Raw genomic sequence first — 14,732 nt, 5'->3', positions numbered from 1 at the left:
AAGAAAAGAAGGGTTGCTGGAAGAGGAAAAAGATCTTTTTTTATTGGAAATACTTTTTATGAACGAAAAAAGGCGGAATAAGGGGGAAAAGGGTCTCTATGTGCAGTAAGAGCAGGAGAAATGTATAATAGACTTAGAGGTGACTAATTATGTATCTAGTAGACTACCATCATCACACGAACAATTCATTTGACTCACAGGCAGTCATGAAAGAAGTGTGCGAACAAGCTGTGAAAAACGGTGTAAACGAAATTTGTTTTACCGAGCACTTTTCATTAAATCCGTTAGCGCCAACGTACGGTCATATGGATTTTGATAAATATGAACGAGAACTAGGGGAATGCAGAGATCAATTTCAAGGCCAGCTAGTGATTAAAAAAGGAATTGAAATTTGCGAGCCGCACTATTTAAAAGAGAAGTATCAAGAAACGATGAAGCAAGAGAACTTTGATTTTATTTTAGGATCGGTTCATAACATTAATAACATCAAGCTTCGTAAACATTTGGAGCTGAACGATAAAGAAGCAATTTACTGCGCTTATTTTAATGAAATGTATAATCTAGTAAGCGAAGCCGACATTGACGTATTGGCTCATTTAGATTTAATGAAGCGCTATGCGTTTGAGCAATACGGCATCTACGACTTTCATCAATTTAAAGATATTCTTGCAGGTATTTTGAAAAAAGCCATTGATCGTAATATCGGAATTGAAATTAATACTTCAGGTATAAGAGGGAAGCTTGGTGAAGCATTGCCGGCACTTGAAGTTGTGAGGCTGTACCGTAATCTAGGCGGAGAAATCTTAACGATTGGCTCTGATTCACACTTTGCTGAAACCGTAGGAGCACATATGAAAGAAGCGATTGAAATGGCGAAGCAGTGCGGATTTACGGAGATTTATACGTTTGACCAGCGTCAGCCAAAAGGAATTCGTATTTAATAGAAGTGTGTTTCACATCTGTTTCAAGCGTTTTTTATACACTTGTTTATATGAGGAAAAATAATGAGCATAAAAGGAAAAAAGCACGCTCTAGTCTGAGCGTGCTTTTTGGATTCAGTTCTGCTTAAACTCTTTTAGAAACGTTCGAACTTCTTCTATGGTCAGCCCCATTGCGCGAGCTGTTTGCATAAGACTTATCCATTCCTGATCGATCGACAGTACATTCTCTTCTTTCATTACGATTCATCCACCCTTTGCCAGGGAACTCAGCCGTCATAGCCAAAAGAGGCCTTAGACCCGAAGCTTTGCGTCACTATTTTTCAATAATTTTGCCTTTGTCTGGATAATTTGTAATAGTTACCATATATAACCTATGTTCATTATATAGTATGTTTGTCATGAATGCTGTCGAAATAGGTCGATTGTCATAAAAAAATCAAATAATTAGTCAACTAATGTATTCATTTTTTTTTTGAATTTTAAATAGGAATGAAATTCAGTAAATTCCTCTTTGGTCATTCCATCGTTAATTGCTTCTTCTATTAAATAAAGCCACTCGTTGCTTAGAGATAGTTTTGAAGAAAATGTAAAATCTCTGCTTCCTGCTTCAATTAATTCATCAATTGTTGTATTAAGAGAAAAAGCTATTTTTTCTAGCATGTGAATAGACGGGTTATTGTTTAGACCTTTCTCTAAATGAGATAAATATGACTTTGAGATACGGGCTTTTTCAGCTAAGCGTGTAATAGAATATCCGTTTTTTAATCGTAAAGTTTTAATTTTGGTTCCTATCACGTTAAGTTCATCCTTTTCATGTATCCTTTTTTGTTCATTATAACGCATATTAGTTTATTTTTATGTATTTAATTATAAAAAAGGTTCTTTATAACGAATCATTTCTTGTTTTTAGAAGCTTTTTTAGTTCGAAAGTCTCTAGTAAAGTTCATGGCTGGTTCACAGAAATCCTTCACAATAAAAATGGAAACCTACAAGACAGGAGAGATAAACACGATCTAGAAAACTGAGTGGACAAAATGGAGCAATCACAGCGAGGAGCTTCCAAGTGACTTGCACAAATAAATGACTAATATGCTCAAAAGTGAAGTTGTGTTTTGGAGTAAGACAAGGAACGAATAGAGAGAGTGAAAAACGGTTGAGAGAAGTGAAAATAAGTGTATGAATGCTGTGAAAGAGATACAGTTCAATACCAAAAAAGCACTGATACCTATCAATGCTTTTTTTATTTAGTTCTACTCAAAGAAATATTTTAAATGAAATTTGCTAAAAAGATTAAAAAATGTCGAAAGTCTGCCGATATAACGAAGGAAAACAGAAAAATAGACAAGGAGACAAGTAGACAGAATGAAAAAGATTTTACCCATTGTATTCATGTTAAGTTTACTGATTACGGTTAGCTATAGTGCTGCAAGTAAGCCTGTACAGGCAGCTGAAACAGAGCCGACGGTATCCGTGAAATTAAAAAATTATTTAGGCAATCAATCCAGTATTAAAATTAAGCCCTCGCAGTCCTATACGATTGCAGACAGCGAAGTAACGCTTCAAGCTAATACAGAGTACGAAGTAAAAGTAGCGGGGAGCAAAGTCAAACTACTGCATAACCAAGAAGCTCTTGGTGAATTCGATAGCTTCACTGCTAAACCATCTACATACGAAGCCTTCCTTTCTATTAATAACAGAAACTACTTAGGGAGCGTACAGTTTACCAACGAAAGCAGCAAATATGTCAGACCCATCAATACAATTCCAATGGAAGATTATTTAAAAGGCGTTGTTCCAAAAGAAGTATATACGTCTTGGCATGCTGATGCGTTAAAATCTCAGGCCGTTGCTGCGAGAACATACGCATTAAGCTATGCAAGTAAAATCATTGATGATACAACAAGCTTTCAGGTATACGGAGGATATGAATGGTACAACAGTACCAGCAGCGCAGTTGATGAAACGTTTGGAAAAGTATTAAAGTACAACGGGGCGTTAATTAATTCTGTGTTTTCTTCAAGCAACGGCGGAATCATTGAATCTGATTATAATGCATGGGGAAAAGCTTCTCATCCTTACTTCCAAGTGAAAACTGATCCGTATGATCCTCAAACAAAATGGTCATTAACAGTTCAAAAACAGCAAATTGACCTATCTACAAAAGATTTGAAAAACCCAAATTCATGGTGGAGTCAAACAAAAGAAGCGGATGAAAAAATTGCAGGAAAAATTAAAGCACAAATGCAAACAGCGACTCAATTTAAAGGAAAAGACATTAAAATTGTAGGCATTTCTAAAATTAGCCTTTATCAGCCAACGTCAGGTCAGCGTATGAGCAAAGGAGATATCAGCGTAACCTACGTAATGAAAGGCGAAGTAGATCAAGACAACAAGCTTGCGGTTAAAACATGGAGTCGAACTGGAGATAAAGCAGATAACATTCGATTTATGCTTGATGGCATCCGCTTTAAAAGTTTGATGGTGACTAATCAAAAGGCAGATACCCAAATCATTACTATTGAAGGAAAAGGAAACGGGCATGGAGTCGGTTTAAGTCAATTCGGAGCAAATTCCATGGCTGCTCAAGGAAAATCATATACGGATATACTAAACTTTTACTATCCAGGCGTAAGCCTAGTCTCTCATTACGAGGACAAATACCCTAAAATTACTATTCCAAATCCAGCTCAAGTAGATCTAATCAAGGCTGGCGATAGTAAACTATCAGGAACAGCTGAACCTAATTCAACCATCTACGTAAAAGTATGGCCGGATGTCATTGCGACAGGAAAAACAGACGCTGCAGGAAACTTTTCGTTTGACGTGCCAACACAACAAGCAGGAACGATGCTCCACGTACTAGTGAAAGGTCAAGGCGGCTACAGTACGTACACAAAAATTTATGTACAGTCTGATTCAGCCCCTGAAGCAGCAAAAGTAAATGAGTTAAGTGAAGGTGATACAAAACTAACGGGAACAGCAGAGCCGAACTCGACGATCTATGTAAAAGTATGGCCAGATACCATCGCGACAGGAAAAACGGATAATGCAGGAAACTTTTCGATTGCAATTCCAAAGCAGCCGACGGGCAGACAGCTTCACGTATTAGTAAAAGGCCAAAGCGGCTATAGTACCTACACAAAACTATTTGTGCAAACGGATCAGGCGCCGGAAGCAGCAAAAGTTAATGCCATTTCAAGCGAGGATACGAAACTTACAGGAAGTGCCGAGCCAAACTCAACAATTTATGTAAAAGTATGGCCAGATATCATTGCGACGGGAAAAACAGATAATGCAGGAAACTTTTCAATTACGATTCCAAAGCAAAAATCTGGAACACTTCTGCACGTGTTAGTGAAAGGCCAAGGCGGCTACAGCACCTATGCGAAAGTGACGGTAAAATAAAAGAATACGAGATTTTCAGCATAAAAAAAGCATGCGATTGGCATGCTTTTTTCTTACTTTGGTACTCTTACATTCGTTCTTCTCGCCCGATATAACAAATATAAAGCAATGGCTGCACCTAGTGAATCAACAGCTACATCTGTGATACGTCCATCCCGGCCGATAATAAACGCCTGATGCACTTCATCTAAAAATGCAAACGCAGCTACACATAGCCATGCTTTTATGTAACGATAGCTCTGCTTTTTTAAATTCCAGTAAAAAAGTAAGCCTAGCATGCCGAAAAAAGAAAGGTGGGCAATTTTTCGTACAATGAACTCAACGTTAAAGCCGTAGCTGTAGGCTGTGAAAAACTCACTGCCAGGGTGCAGTACAGACCAAAGCGTAGCGCTGTGATCCCAAACGGATGAATTCGTCCAGCTAGAAGGGTCCATTACCTCTAAATGCGGAGTGTGGGAGAACTTTGAGATAGATAATAGCAAAAGAACTAATAACACACGTTTTAAAATCATAAAAATACTCTTTTCTCTACAAAATTTTCACTTAATGATAAAAAAAGATGGTGAAAAATGCAAGGAATTAGTTAGAGTATATGACTCCATTGAGCCTTATTAACTACATAATAATTAGGTTAAATTAACTATTTATCGATTTTGTTTTCAATAAAAAAGCAATATTAAAGGCAATGGTTGCGTTTTCAATATAATGAACAAAAAATCGTATTTTTATCAGAAATTTAAAAATAAATAATTCTCTAGGCTCAATAAATACAAGGGTTTCGCTGATAGAATAGGTTTCGTGGAGTTAATTGGAATAAAATTCTTTTAAATGAAAATAGATCTAATTATTATAAAAAATTAGTATACAGTTATAACGTTTATCATGATAATAAAAGACTATTTCAGATACAAAAAACGTCATAATAAGAAGAAATTTAGTCATTTGATAATTTTCGACAAAATAAGACATTGAAGGGTTAATATGCCTATGGTAGTATTTCATAAGTATAAACTAGTTCATATAGCTTATTTGGAGGAAAAGGAGGAAATAAAAAATGATTGATCTTCACTGTCACATTTTGCACGGTATCGACGACGGTGCTAAAACCATAGAAGACAGCTTACAAATGGGCAAACAAGCAGTAAGTGAAGGGATTCATACGATTGTTGCAACTCCTCACCATCAAAATGGCCAATACATAAATGAAAAAAACGAAATTATACAGCGAGTGGAACGATTAAACACGCATCTGCATCAAGAAAATATCCCTCTTACGATATTACCAGGTCAAGAGTCTCGTATATATGGAGAGATTATCAAAGACTATCAAGATGGTAAAATACTCACTTTAAATCAAACAGATAAATACCTGTTTTTAGAACTGCCGTCCAGCCAAGTGCCGAAATTCACGGAAAATTTAGTCTACAATATTCAGTCGGAAGGGTTAACACCTATTATTGTTCATCCTGAGCGAAACAGCCGGCTTATAGAAGATCCCAATATTTTATATAACCTTGTAAACAAAGGAGTTCTTACTCAAATTACCGCATCCAGCTTAACAGGAAGGTTCGGCAAAAAAATTAAGAGATTTTCTATGGATTTAATTCAAGCTAACTTAACTCATATGATTGCTTCTGACGCACACAATCTATCAGGAAGAAACTTCTACATGCAAGAAGCAAGCGAGTTGATTTCATCTGAATACGGAATTGACACGTTATATATGTTTTATGAAAATGCAGAAGCTGTTATAAAAGGCTACGTTTGTTTTCAAGATACGCCCGAGCAAGTGAAGAAGAAAAAGTTTTTAGGAATTTTTTAAAAGACAGAATTCCTGACAACTTTCTTCTTTTTTTAGTGAGGATGGATTAATATTCAATAAAAGTTACAAATATTAAAAAATGGTGATATCTCCTAACCACTATCAAAGGAGATACTCGGCTGTACTGTGGGTGCTCAAACACCTTAGACACGATTGTTGTCAAGAGTATGGTGTGAGGACGGGTTAGATGCCCAAAATTTAATTGTGTAAATACTTATGAAAGAACTGTATATGTACAGCGTTTCCATAAGTATTTACATCTTGTACATACCTAAATCAGTAAAAAAAGAGAGAATGAGGGATGATGAATTGATGAAAAAAGTAAAAAAAGCAATTATTCCAGCAGCAGGACTTGGAACACGCTTCCTGCCGGCTACAAAAGCAATGCCAAAAGAAATGCTTCCAATTGTTGATAAACCGACGATTCAATACATCGTTGAAGAAGCAATTGCTTCAGGAATCGAAGACATTATTATCGTAACAGGTAAAGGCAAAAGAGCGATTGAAGATCATTTCGACTTTGCACCTGAGCTGGAGAATAATCTAGTTTCAAAAGAGAAGTTTGATATTTTAGAAAAAGTACAGCAATCATCGAACGTAGAAATTCATTACATTCGTCAAAAAGAACCAAAAGGGTTAGGGCATGCAGTATGGTGTGCACGTAAGTTTATTGGAGACGAACCTTTTGCTGTGCTGCTTGGTGATGACATTGTACAAGCGGAAACACCATGTCTTCGCCAGCTGATGAATGAATATGAACAAACGTTGTCTTCAGTAATCGGCGTTCAAACGGTGCCTGATAATCAAACGCACCGCTACGGAATTATTGATCCGGTTTCAAACGACGGCCGTCGCCATCAAGTAAATACGTTTGTCGAAAAACCGGCAGCTGGTACGGCTCCTTCGAATCTAGCAATTATGGGACGCTACGTATTTACACCTGAAATCTTTAAGTTTTTAGAAGAGCAAGAAGTAGGAGCCGGCGGTGAAATTCAATTAACGGATGCCATTCAAAAATTAAATGAAATTCAACGCGTATTTGCTTATGACTTCGAAGGAAGACGCCATGATGTGGGTGAAAAATTAGGTTTTATTGAGACTACCATAGAGTTTGCTTTACAGCATAAGGATTTAAGGGAAGATTTGTTAAATGTTATGAACGAAATAGTAAAAAAAGAATTAAATACGTTCGTTGAATTAAAATGAAGTATGAGGGGAGTAACGTATGACACAAATTGCCAAAAAAAAAGCAACCCTCAAGACGCATGCATCCCAGAATTTTGATGAACTTATCGGTAATGAAAGCTTAGTTTACTTAGTACCAAAGAGAACATTAGATATTATAGGTTCTTTAATAGGTATAATTTTATTATCTATTGTATTTATATTGGTAGCATTTGCTATAAAAATAGAGGATCCAAAAGGACCGGTATTTTTTTCTCAAGAGAGAATAGGGAAAAAAGGTAAAATTTTTAAAATGTACAAATTTAGGTCTATGGTTACTGATGCTGAAACGAAGTTAGCAGAACTTCTTCAGTTAAACGAGACCACAGGAGCTATGTTTAAAATGAAAAATGACCCCAGAGTTACAAGGATAGGAAGATTAATTCGTAAAACTAGTGTTGATGAATTACCGCAGTTATTTAATGTATTAAAGGGAGAGATGAGTCTAGTTGGACCACGTCCTCCTCTTCCGAGAGAAGTAGCAGAGTATACGAATTATGACAAAAAACGGTTAATTGTAACGCCTGGGTGTACAGGTATTTGGCAAGTAAGTGGAAGAAGCAATATAGGATTCAAAGAAATGGTTGAATTGGATTTGTACTATATCAAAAATCAATCTATTTTTATGGATGTTAAAATAATCTTTAAAACAATCGTACTTTTATTTGGGTCTAAAAATGCATTTTAAGGAGTATTTTTTGCATTAAATTATAAATTTTACAATGGAGGTATTTATGAAGATTTCAGTGATTGGAACAGGGTATGTAGGTTTAGTTACTGGTGTTTGCTTATCAGAAATTGGACATTTTGTTACTTGTATTGATATAGATCATAAGAAAGTAAACATGATGAAACAAGGGATTTCACCGATATATGAGCCAGGTCTAGAAGATTTAATGAAAAAAAATATTAAAGATGGCCGTCTTAAATTTTCAAGTAATCACAAAAGTAGTTTTATGAATAGTGATGTTATTTACATCGCAGTGGGGACTCCTCAAAAAGCAAATGGAGAAGCTGATCTAACTTATATAGAAGAGGCTGCTAAAAGCATAGCGTATTATATTAATAGTGACACAGTAGTTATTACAAAAAGTACTGTGCCAGTTGGGACTAATGATTATATTAGAAATATAATCATTAAAAATTTATCTAATGATGTGAAAGTAAGTGTAGTTTCTAATCCAGAATTCTTGAGGGAAGGTTCAGCAGTAAAAGATACATTCAATGGTGATCGGATTGTCATTGGTGCCGATAATAAAGAAGCAGCTGACTTTGTAGAGGGAATCTATAAAAATCTTGATATACCAGTGTTTAAAACAGATATTAGAAGCGCAGAAATGATTAAGTATGCTTCAAATGCTTTTCTTGCTACAAAAATTAGCTTCATTAACGAAATTGCTAATATTTGTGAGAAAGTAGGAGCTGATATTGAAGATATCGCGATAGGGATGGGTCAAGATAAACGTATTGGAACAGATTTTTTGAAAGCAGGTATTGGTTATGGAGGGTCATGCTTTCCTAAAGATACAAATGCTTTAGTACAAATTGCAGGAAACAATGAACATAACTTTGAACTTTTAAAATCGGTTATTAAAGTAAATAATAATCAGCAAAAAACTTTGGTTGATAGATTAGTAAATCGTTTCGATGAACTTAAAGGTAAACGTATTGCTATACTAGGCATCGCTTTTAAACCTAATACAGATGATATTAGAGAGGCTGCCTCTATAGTGATAATCAATGAACTTGCCAAGCTAGGAGCAGACATAATTGCTTATGATCCTATCGCAATTGGAAATGCTAAAAAGATATTACCAAAAGAAATAAGCTATGCTTCTTGTGTAAATGATGCTTTATCTGATGCTGATGCTGCTTTAATCTTAACTGAATGGGAAGAAATCAAAGAGATCAACCTTTCAAAACTTTCAAATACTATGAAAGAGCCAATTTTATTTGATGGACGAAATTGCTTTTCTTTAGAAGAGGTTAGAGTAAGTAACGTTGAGTATCATTCTATTGGACGTCCATCCTTAGAAAGAAAACTAGCTGCCCTTTAAAAAAATTTTTCTAATAAAAATAAGTGAGGCTTTCAAGCATGGAAAGAGAAAAGATTGATATTTTCGGCGTGAATTTTGATAATTTAGATATGGATAATGCGGTACAAGCTATTAATAGTTTAATTACTAGAAATAAAAAGGAAAACTCTACGAGTTTCGTTGTAACTCCCAACGTAGACCATTTAGTTAATATCAATAAAAATAAAGACTTCAAAAAAGTATATGAAAAGGCTAGTCTAAAATTAGTAGACGGCATGCCTATAGTGATTTTGTCAAAACTATTTAAAAAGCCATTTAAATCGAAAGTTTCTGGTGCGGATTTAACACCGAAACTGTTTGAATTAGCACGAATTGAAAATCATAGACTCTTTATTTTTGGTTCACAACCAGGAGTTGCGGACAGAGTTGCAAAAATGTATAAAGAGAAATTTGGAGATACCTTTTGCATCGATACTTATTCTCCTCCTTTTGGTTTTGAAAAGGATCCTATCGAGCTTAAACGTTGTATAGATAAAATAAATGATTTTGCACCTGATTTGTTACTGGTATCACTTGGATCACCTAAAGGAGAATTCTTTATTCATAACAATTCTCATTTATTAAAAGTTCCTGTGAGCATTCAAGTAGGTGCTGCTATTGATTTTATGGCAGGGACAGTTAAAAGAGCTCCATTATGGATGCAAAAGCTTTCTTTAGAGTGGTTTTATAGATTTATTAAAGAACCAAAAAGAATGTTTAAACGTTATTTTGTAAATGATATGTATTTTATGAAATTAATTGTTGAAGAGATAAGAAAAAAATGATTGAGCTTTTATAATAGAAGATAAGTTATTAAGTAGTTGTAAAAAGCTTTTTCAGGATGAACTCATTTACTAAAAATTATGAAAGTGGCGAAGTAAGGTGAATTCAGAAAAACAAAAAAATATTAAAGTGGTGATGGTAGGTTCTAGCCTGAAAGTTAAAGGCGGAATGACTACGGTAGTAGAATCTTTCTTGCAACACAAGTTTGAAGAAGGTATTACACTAAAATATATTCCAACTCATATAGAAACTAAAAATAATTTGTATAAAAAATTATTTTTTTTGAAAGGGTTAGTTCAGCTAATAAATGAATTAATTTTTGGAAAAGTAGAAATAATTCATATGCATATGTCGGAAAGAGGAAGCTTTAGTAGGAAATACATTATCTTCAAATTATCTAAGTTATTTAATAAAAAGGTAATTACTCATACACATGGTGCGGAGTTCGAAGAATTCTACAATCAAAGTGATGAACAATTAAAGGGGAAAATAAATAAATTACTAAAAGAATCTGATACAGTAATTACACTAGGAGAAAGCTGGAATAATATAATTAAAAGAATAGAAAATGAATCAAATACTTTCATATTAAGAAACTCTGTTCCCATTCCAGTCAAACAAAACGAACTCAATGATAAAACAATAAAAATATTATTTTTAGCCGTTTTGATAAAAAGAAAAGGTATTTTAGATTTAATAGAAGCCTCAAAAAAGATAATCAAAGAACTTGAAGCTAAAAATAAACAAGTAGAATTTATTATTGCGGGTGATGGTGAACTTGAAAGTTCCTCAAAGGCATTAGTAGAAAAACTAGGGGTAAGTAAACACTTTAGATTTGTAGGATGGGTTAACAATGAACAAAAGCAGGAACTTTTAAAGGAATCAGATGTATTTGTATTACCATCTTATAACGAGGGCTTACCTTTATCTATATTAGAGGCTATTAGTTATGGAATGCCTGTGATTTCCACAAATGTAGGTAGTATCAATGAAGCCGTTAAAAATGAAGAAAATGGATATCTTATAAATCCTGGTGACAAAGAAAAGTTAGCAGATTCTACAATTAAACTTGTAACTGATTCTAATTTTAAACATATGGGTCAAGCTTCTAGAAAAGTAGCGGTAGATCTGTTTGATATTAATAGTTATTTTAAAACGGTAGAAAATCTCTATTTATCCCTAGATCAAAGGAAGACATTAGGTAGCTCACATGGGACTAAGTAATTTATTAATGAAATTAAAATTAATAAGATTAAAAAAAAGAGGCTTGAAAATCGGGGAAAATTGTAAAATATATGATGCACATATTGATTATGGCCACTGCTTCTTAATAGAAATAGGTAATGAAGTTACTATTACCAATAGTTCTATTCTTGCTCACGATGCTTCAACAAAACAAAGTTTGGGAAAAACAAAAGTTGGAAGAGTAGTGATAGGGGATAGAGTATTTATAGGATGGGGAAGTACAGTCTTACCAAATGTTAAAATCGGAAAAGATGTTATAGTAGCTGCTGGAAGTATTGTGAATAAAGACATACCTGATGGAGTCATAGTAGCTGGAGTTCCAGCTGAAATAATTGGTAAAACTAGCGATTACATTGAGAAGAATAGATTATTAATGAATGAAGTACCTGTTTTTTCAAAACCTTGGGATCAGAAGACAGAAAATGAAATGAAGGAAATGTACGAAAAGTTAGAGAATAATATAGGCTTTGATGAGTAAAAACTATAAGCAAAATTAAATTGATGTAATTTTATTACTTTTGAATTATATCAATAAAGCAAAAAAGGTGCTGAACCTTAAATTAGTTGGCGGTGAGACTTTGAAAGAGAATATTGCATTTATTATACCTGCTTTAACGGGCGGGGGCGCTGAAAGAGTTGTAGCAAATTTAACTAAAGGTATCTCAGATGACTATAAAAAGTATATAGTTATATATCATGATACGGAAAATATGTATGAACACAATGGAAATATAATTAATTTGAATATTGGTTCATCTAATAATCTAATAGGTAAATCTTTTAATACAATGCGTAGAATCATTGCTCTAAAAAAATTTAAGAATAAATACAAAATAGATAAATGTATAAGTTTCTTGGATAATCCTAATACAATTAATGTTTTATCAAGAAGTAATGAAAAGTTATTTGTTTCTATTCGAAACCATCAATCCAAAGAATTTAATGGAATGACAAAAAAATTACACGCATTAATAGTGAAAAAGATTTATGCAAAAGCTAATAAGATAATTGCAATTTCTCAAGGAGTAAAATTAGATTTAATAAACAATTTTCATATAGATCCTAAGAAAATTGAAATTATATATAACCCTGTAGATATAGAAAGAATCTCTAATCTTAAAGAAGAATCATTAGAAGAAAGATACCAAACTATTTATAAAAACCCTACCGTTATTACAGTAGGTAGGCTTACATACCAAAAAGGGCAGTGGCACTTAATCAGATCATTTAAAAAGGTTGTCGGAAAAATTCCTAATGCTCAACTAATTATATTAGGAACAGGAAGTTTAGAAAAAGAGCTGAAAACTTTAATAAATGATTTGGGTTTGTCTAAAAACATTCATTTAATAGGTTTTCAGGAGAATCCATTTAAGTTTATTTATAATGCAGACTTATTTGTGTTACCTTCCTTATTCGAAGGTCTAGGAAATGTTATCTTAGAAGCAATGGCTTGTGGAACACCTATTATTTCGACAGATTGTAAATCTGGACCAAGAGAGATATTAGCCCCATCAACGACTTTAAGCACTGAAATAGATAAATTCAAAATTGAAGAGTATGGAATTTTAACCCCTGTATTTAAGGGAGGAATCCTAGGTGCAAAAGATCAAATAGTACCTGAAGAAACTGAACTAAGTGAAGCCATAGTATTATTATTGAAAGATGATAAACTAAGAGGTGAATTGAAAAATAAATCAATTAAAAGAGTAAATGAGTTTAGTTTTAAAAATATTTCCCAAAAATGGTTGGATTTATAGACACATTTACAATACGTGTTTAATCTAGACGAAAAATACATCAAATTAAAATAGTAATCTTACCGGTGTAAGATTAAATTATACTGTGAGGATTAACAAATGAAGCAAAAAAATTTAGCCTCTGATACTATTATAGAAGATAGGTATTTAAGACTACAAAATGGTTTTATATATATATTAATTATTTATACTTTTTTGTACTCCAATGTTGTAAGGTCAATGCTTACGAATTTAGTTCATGTTAATTTATTGTATTCCTTCTTGCCTACGCTTTTAATAATCGGATATTACTTGTACTTCTTTAAAAAGGCAAGTAAATTTGTTATCTATATTTTTTCATTTATATTTTTACTTAATATGACCAGTGTATTTTATTATCATATTGAAGTATCAAGATTTTATAGGTTTTTGTATTCAATTTTGATACCGCTTCTTCTGGTGGGAATACACCTAGAAAAACCAAAGTATACTATAAAAAAGTTTTTGTTATTATATAATATAGTAATAATAATTAATGTAATTTACGGAGTTATGGATTTTATTTCAGGTAAAAAATTACAAATGATGCTAGCTAACTTATTATATAATACTAACTATTATACTAGTATAAATTGGGATATTCAAAGTCAAGTCTACCGGCTTTTTTCTATTCTAGGGCATCCTCTTACTAATATGTTTTTAATAGTTATTTTTATAGGCGTAAACCTTGCTTATAATTATTATTATAAGGAGAAAGCTAGTGTACCTATGTATATTATTTATGGTACCACTATTTTAGGGACACTGGTTTGCAATAGCAAATTTGGTATAATTATTGTCTGCGCTACCTTGCTTTCTATTATAATGGTAGGAAGTAATAAAGGTAGAAATTTAGTTCTCTTACTCATAACTTCAATTAGTATACTAAGTATTGGACCAATCAAACAAAATGTCGTCCAACGATTCCTAATGGCTTCTGAAAGTGGAGATCTTAGTAATGGTAGATTATCAGCTTTAGATTATTTATCAGATAGTAACGTACCACTGCCTCATCTTTTTACTGGAGGGGGAATGGGCGCATCTGATTCTTTGTTACAGTCGGTAAGCGATTTGAATAATATTGAAATGCCTTTTGTAATGTACATGTACGACTATGGAATCTTAGTCACCATATTAATTTATATAATATTCTGTTTATTTCCAATTATTATCTTTGTAAAAAATAAACACTTTTATCTATGTTATATTTATACGTTAATTTTTGTTTTTGCAAACTCTTATAATGGAATGGCTGTAAGTATCGGTATTACTCAAATCTTAACTTTTGTAGCGATGCTATTAATTAATATGTCTAATAAATTAAAGAAACAAATAGATTAAATTCTAAGTTTATATGTACCTAATCTTTAATTGACTAATTCTAATTCAGTTTCTTATTATACAAAAATTATAACTATCAAAAAGCTAATTAAATTAAAATTTAATTAGCTTTTTTTGGAGG

The 14,732-nt window shown here is 33.1% G+C and carries 14 protein-coding genes and 1 riboswitch; of the genes, 11 read left to right on the top strand and 3 right to left on the bottom strand.

Translation table 11 applies throughout. The features are described from left to right. The first annotated feature begins 149 nt into the window (after positions 1–149). On the top strand, positions 150–941 hold the full coding sequence (locus tag SCI76_RS08580; RefSeq protein WP_407545145.1) for a histidinol-phosphatase HisJ family protein: 792 nt from the start codon (positions 150–152) through the stop codon (positions 939–941). A gap of 114 nt (positions 942–1,055) precedes the next feature. On the opposite strand, the gene SCI76_RS08575 is transcribed toward SCI76_RS08580, so the two are convergent. Both SCI76_RS08575 and SCI76_RS08570 read right to left on the bottom strand, forming a co-directional pair. After that, complete coding sequence (locus SCI76_RS08575) at positions 1,056–1,178, bottom strand: anti-repressor SinI family protein (protein WP_080968635.1); 123 nt, start codon at positions 1,176–1,178, stop codon at positions 1,056–1,058. A gap of 20 nt (positions 1,179–1,198) precedes the next feature. Continuing rightward, positions 1,199–1,285, bottom strand: a riboswitch (cyclic di-GMP riboswitch). A 100-nt stretch (positions 1,286–1,385) separates the two neighbouring features. Next, positions 1,386–1,736 (bottom strand): helix-turn-helix domain-containing protein, encoded by a 351-nt coding sequence (locus tag SCI76_RS08570; protein ID WP_099330688.1) that lies wholly within the window; start codon positions 1,734–1,736, stop codon positions 1,386–1,388. A 567-nt stretch (positions 1,737–2,303) separates the two neighbouring features. Between SCI76_RS08570 and SCI76_RS08565 the strand changes: the two genes are divergently transcribed. After that, positions 2,304–4,346, top strand: coding sequence for a SpoIID/LytB domain-containing protein (locus SCI76_RS08565; protein ID WP_394530580.1), 2,043 nt, complete (start codon positions 2,304–2,306; stop codon positions 4,344–4,346). 53 nt (positions 4,347–4,399) lie between these two features. Here SCI76_RS08565 and SCI76_RS08560 read toward each other — a convergent pair whose 3' ends face one another. Next, entirely contained in the window at positions 4,400–4,858 is a 459-nt protein-coding gene (locus SCI76_RS08560) for a VanZ family protein (RefSeq protein ID WP_325090466.1), read from the bottom strand. Positions 4,859–5,400: 542 nt separating this feature from the next. Here SCI76_RS08560 and SCI76_RS08555 point away from each other — a divergent pair. The 9 genes from SCI76_RS08555 to SCI76_RS08515 all read left to right on the top strand — a co-directional run bounded on the left by SCI76_RS08555 (position 5,401) and on the right by SCI76_RS08515 (position 14,611). Continuing rightward, positions 5,401–6,168 (top strand): tyrosine-protein phosphatase, encoded by a 768-nt coding sequence (locus SCI76_RS08555; protein WP_394530581.1) that lies wholly within the window; start codon positions 5,401–5,403, stop codon positions 6,166–6,168. A 312-nt stretch (positions 6,169–6,480) separates the two neighbouring features. After that, positions 6,481–7,374, top strand: coding sequence for a UTP--glucose-1-phosphate uridylyltransferase GalU (galU, locus tag SCI76_RS08550; protein WP_394530582.1), 894 nt, complete (start codon positions 6,481–6,483; stop codon positions 7,372–7,374). 19 nt (positions 7,375–7,393) lie between these two features. Next, a complete protein-coding gene (locus SCI76_RS08545; protein ID WP_394530583.1) occupies positions 7,394–8,080 on the top strand; it encodes a sugar transferase in 687 nt (228 codons plus the stop codon). Positions 8,081–8,126: 46 nt separating this feature from the next. After that, positions 8,127–9,449 carry a UDP-glucose dehydrogenase family protein gene (locus SCI76_RS08540; RefSeq protein WP_394530584.1) on the top strand — a complete coding sequence of 441 codons (1,323 nt, stop codon included), beginning with the start codon at positions 8,127–8,129 and terminating at the stop codon, positions 9,447–9,449. A gap of 38 nt (positions 9,450–9,487) precedes the next feature. Then, positions 9,488–10,252 carry a WecB/TagA/CpsF family glycosyltransferase gene (locus SCI76_RS08535; protein WP_394530585.1) on the top strand — a complete coding sequence of 255 codons (765 nt, stop codon included), beginning with the start codon at positions 9,488–9,490 and terminating at the stop codon, positions 10,250–10,252. Positions 10,253–10,349: 97 nt separating this feature from the next. After that, positions 10,350–11,474 carry a glycosyltransferase family 4 protein gene (locus SCI76_RS08530; protein ID WP_394530586.1) on the top strand — a complete coding sequence of 375 codons (1,125 nt, stop codon included), beginning with the start codon at positions 10,350–10,352 and terminating at the stop codon, positions 11,472–11,474. Next, the gene (locus SCI76_RS08525; protein WP_394530587.1) at positions 11,461–11,973 is read left to right on the top strand and encodes an acyltransferase; all 513 of its coding nucleotides are present in this window, start codon (positions 11,461–11,463) and stop codon (positions 11,971–11,973) included. The genes SCI76_RS08530 and SCI76_RS08525 overlap by 14 nt, the downstream gene beginning before the upstream one ends. A 100-nt stretch (positions 11,974–12,073) precedes the next feature. Continuing rightward, a complete protein-coding gene (locus SCI76_RS08520; RefSeq protein WP_394530588.1) occupies positions 12,074–13,252 on the top strand; it encodes a glycosyltransferase in 1,179 nt (392 codons plus the stop codon). Between the two features lie 99 nt (positions 13,253–13,351). After that, a complete protein-coding gene (locus SCI76_RS08515; RefSeq protein ID WP_394530589.1) occupies positions 13,352–14,611 on the top strand; it encodes a hypothetical protein in 1,260 nt (419 codons plus the stop codon). Positions 14,612–14,732 lie beyond the last annotated feature (121 nt).

Origin of the sequence: Priestia sp. HNGD-A6 (assembly GCF_045784335.1) — a bacterium.
Classification (GTDB): Bacteria; Bacillota; Bacilli; order Bacillales; family Bacillaceae_H; genus Priestia; species Priestia zanthoxyli.
This window is presented reverse-complemented; position numbering and strand designations above follow the sequence as displayed.

Bases quoted from the DNA above. Each gene is read 5' to 3' on its own strand.
- SCI76_RS08580 (WP_407545145.1), top strand. From the start codon at position 150: ATGTATCTAGTAGACTACCATCATCACACGAACAATTCATTTGACTCA.
- SCI76_RS08575 (WP_080968635.1), bottom strand. From the start codon at position 1,178: ATGAAAGAAGAGAATGTACTGTCGATCGATCAGGAATGGATAAGTCTT.
- SCI76_RS08565 (WP_394530580.1), top strand. From the start codon at position 2,304: ATGAAAAAGATTTTACCCATTGTATTCATGTTAAGTTTACTGATTACG.
- SCI76_RS08560 (WP_325090466.1), bottom strand. From the start codon at position 4,858: ATGATTTTAAAACGTGTGTTATTAGTTCTTTTGCTATTATCTATCTCA.
- SCI76_RS08555 (WP_394530581.1), top strand. From the start codon at position 5,401: ATGATTGATCTTCACTGTCACATTTTGCACGGTATCGACGACGGTGCT.
- galU (WP_394530582.1), top strand. From the start codon at position 6,481: ATGAAAAAAGTAAAAAAAGCAATTATTCCAGCAGCAGGACTTGGAACA.
- SCI76_RS08545 (WP_394530583.1), top strand. From the start codon at position 7,394: ATGACACAAATTGCCAAAAAAAAAGCAACCCTCAAGACGCATGCATCC.
- SCI76_RS08540 (WP_394530584.1), top strand. From the start codon at position 8,127: ATGAAGATTTCAGTGATTGGAACAGGGTATGTAGGTTTAGTTACTGGT.
- SCI76_RS08535 (WP_394530585.1), top strand. From the start codon at position 9,488: ATGGAAAGAGAAAAGATTGATATTTTCGGCGTGAATTTTGATAATTTA.
- SCI76_RS08525 (WP_394530587.1), top strand. From the start codon at position 11,461: ATGGGACTAAGTAATTTATTAATGAAATTAAAATTAATAAGATTAAAA.
- SCI76_RS08515 (WP_394530589.1), top strand. From the start codon at position 13,352: ATGAAGCAAAAAAATTTAGCCTCTGATACTATTATAGAAGATAGGTAT.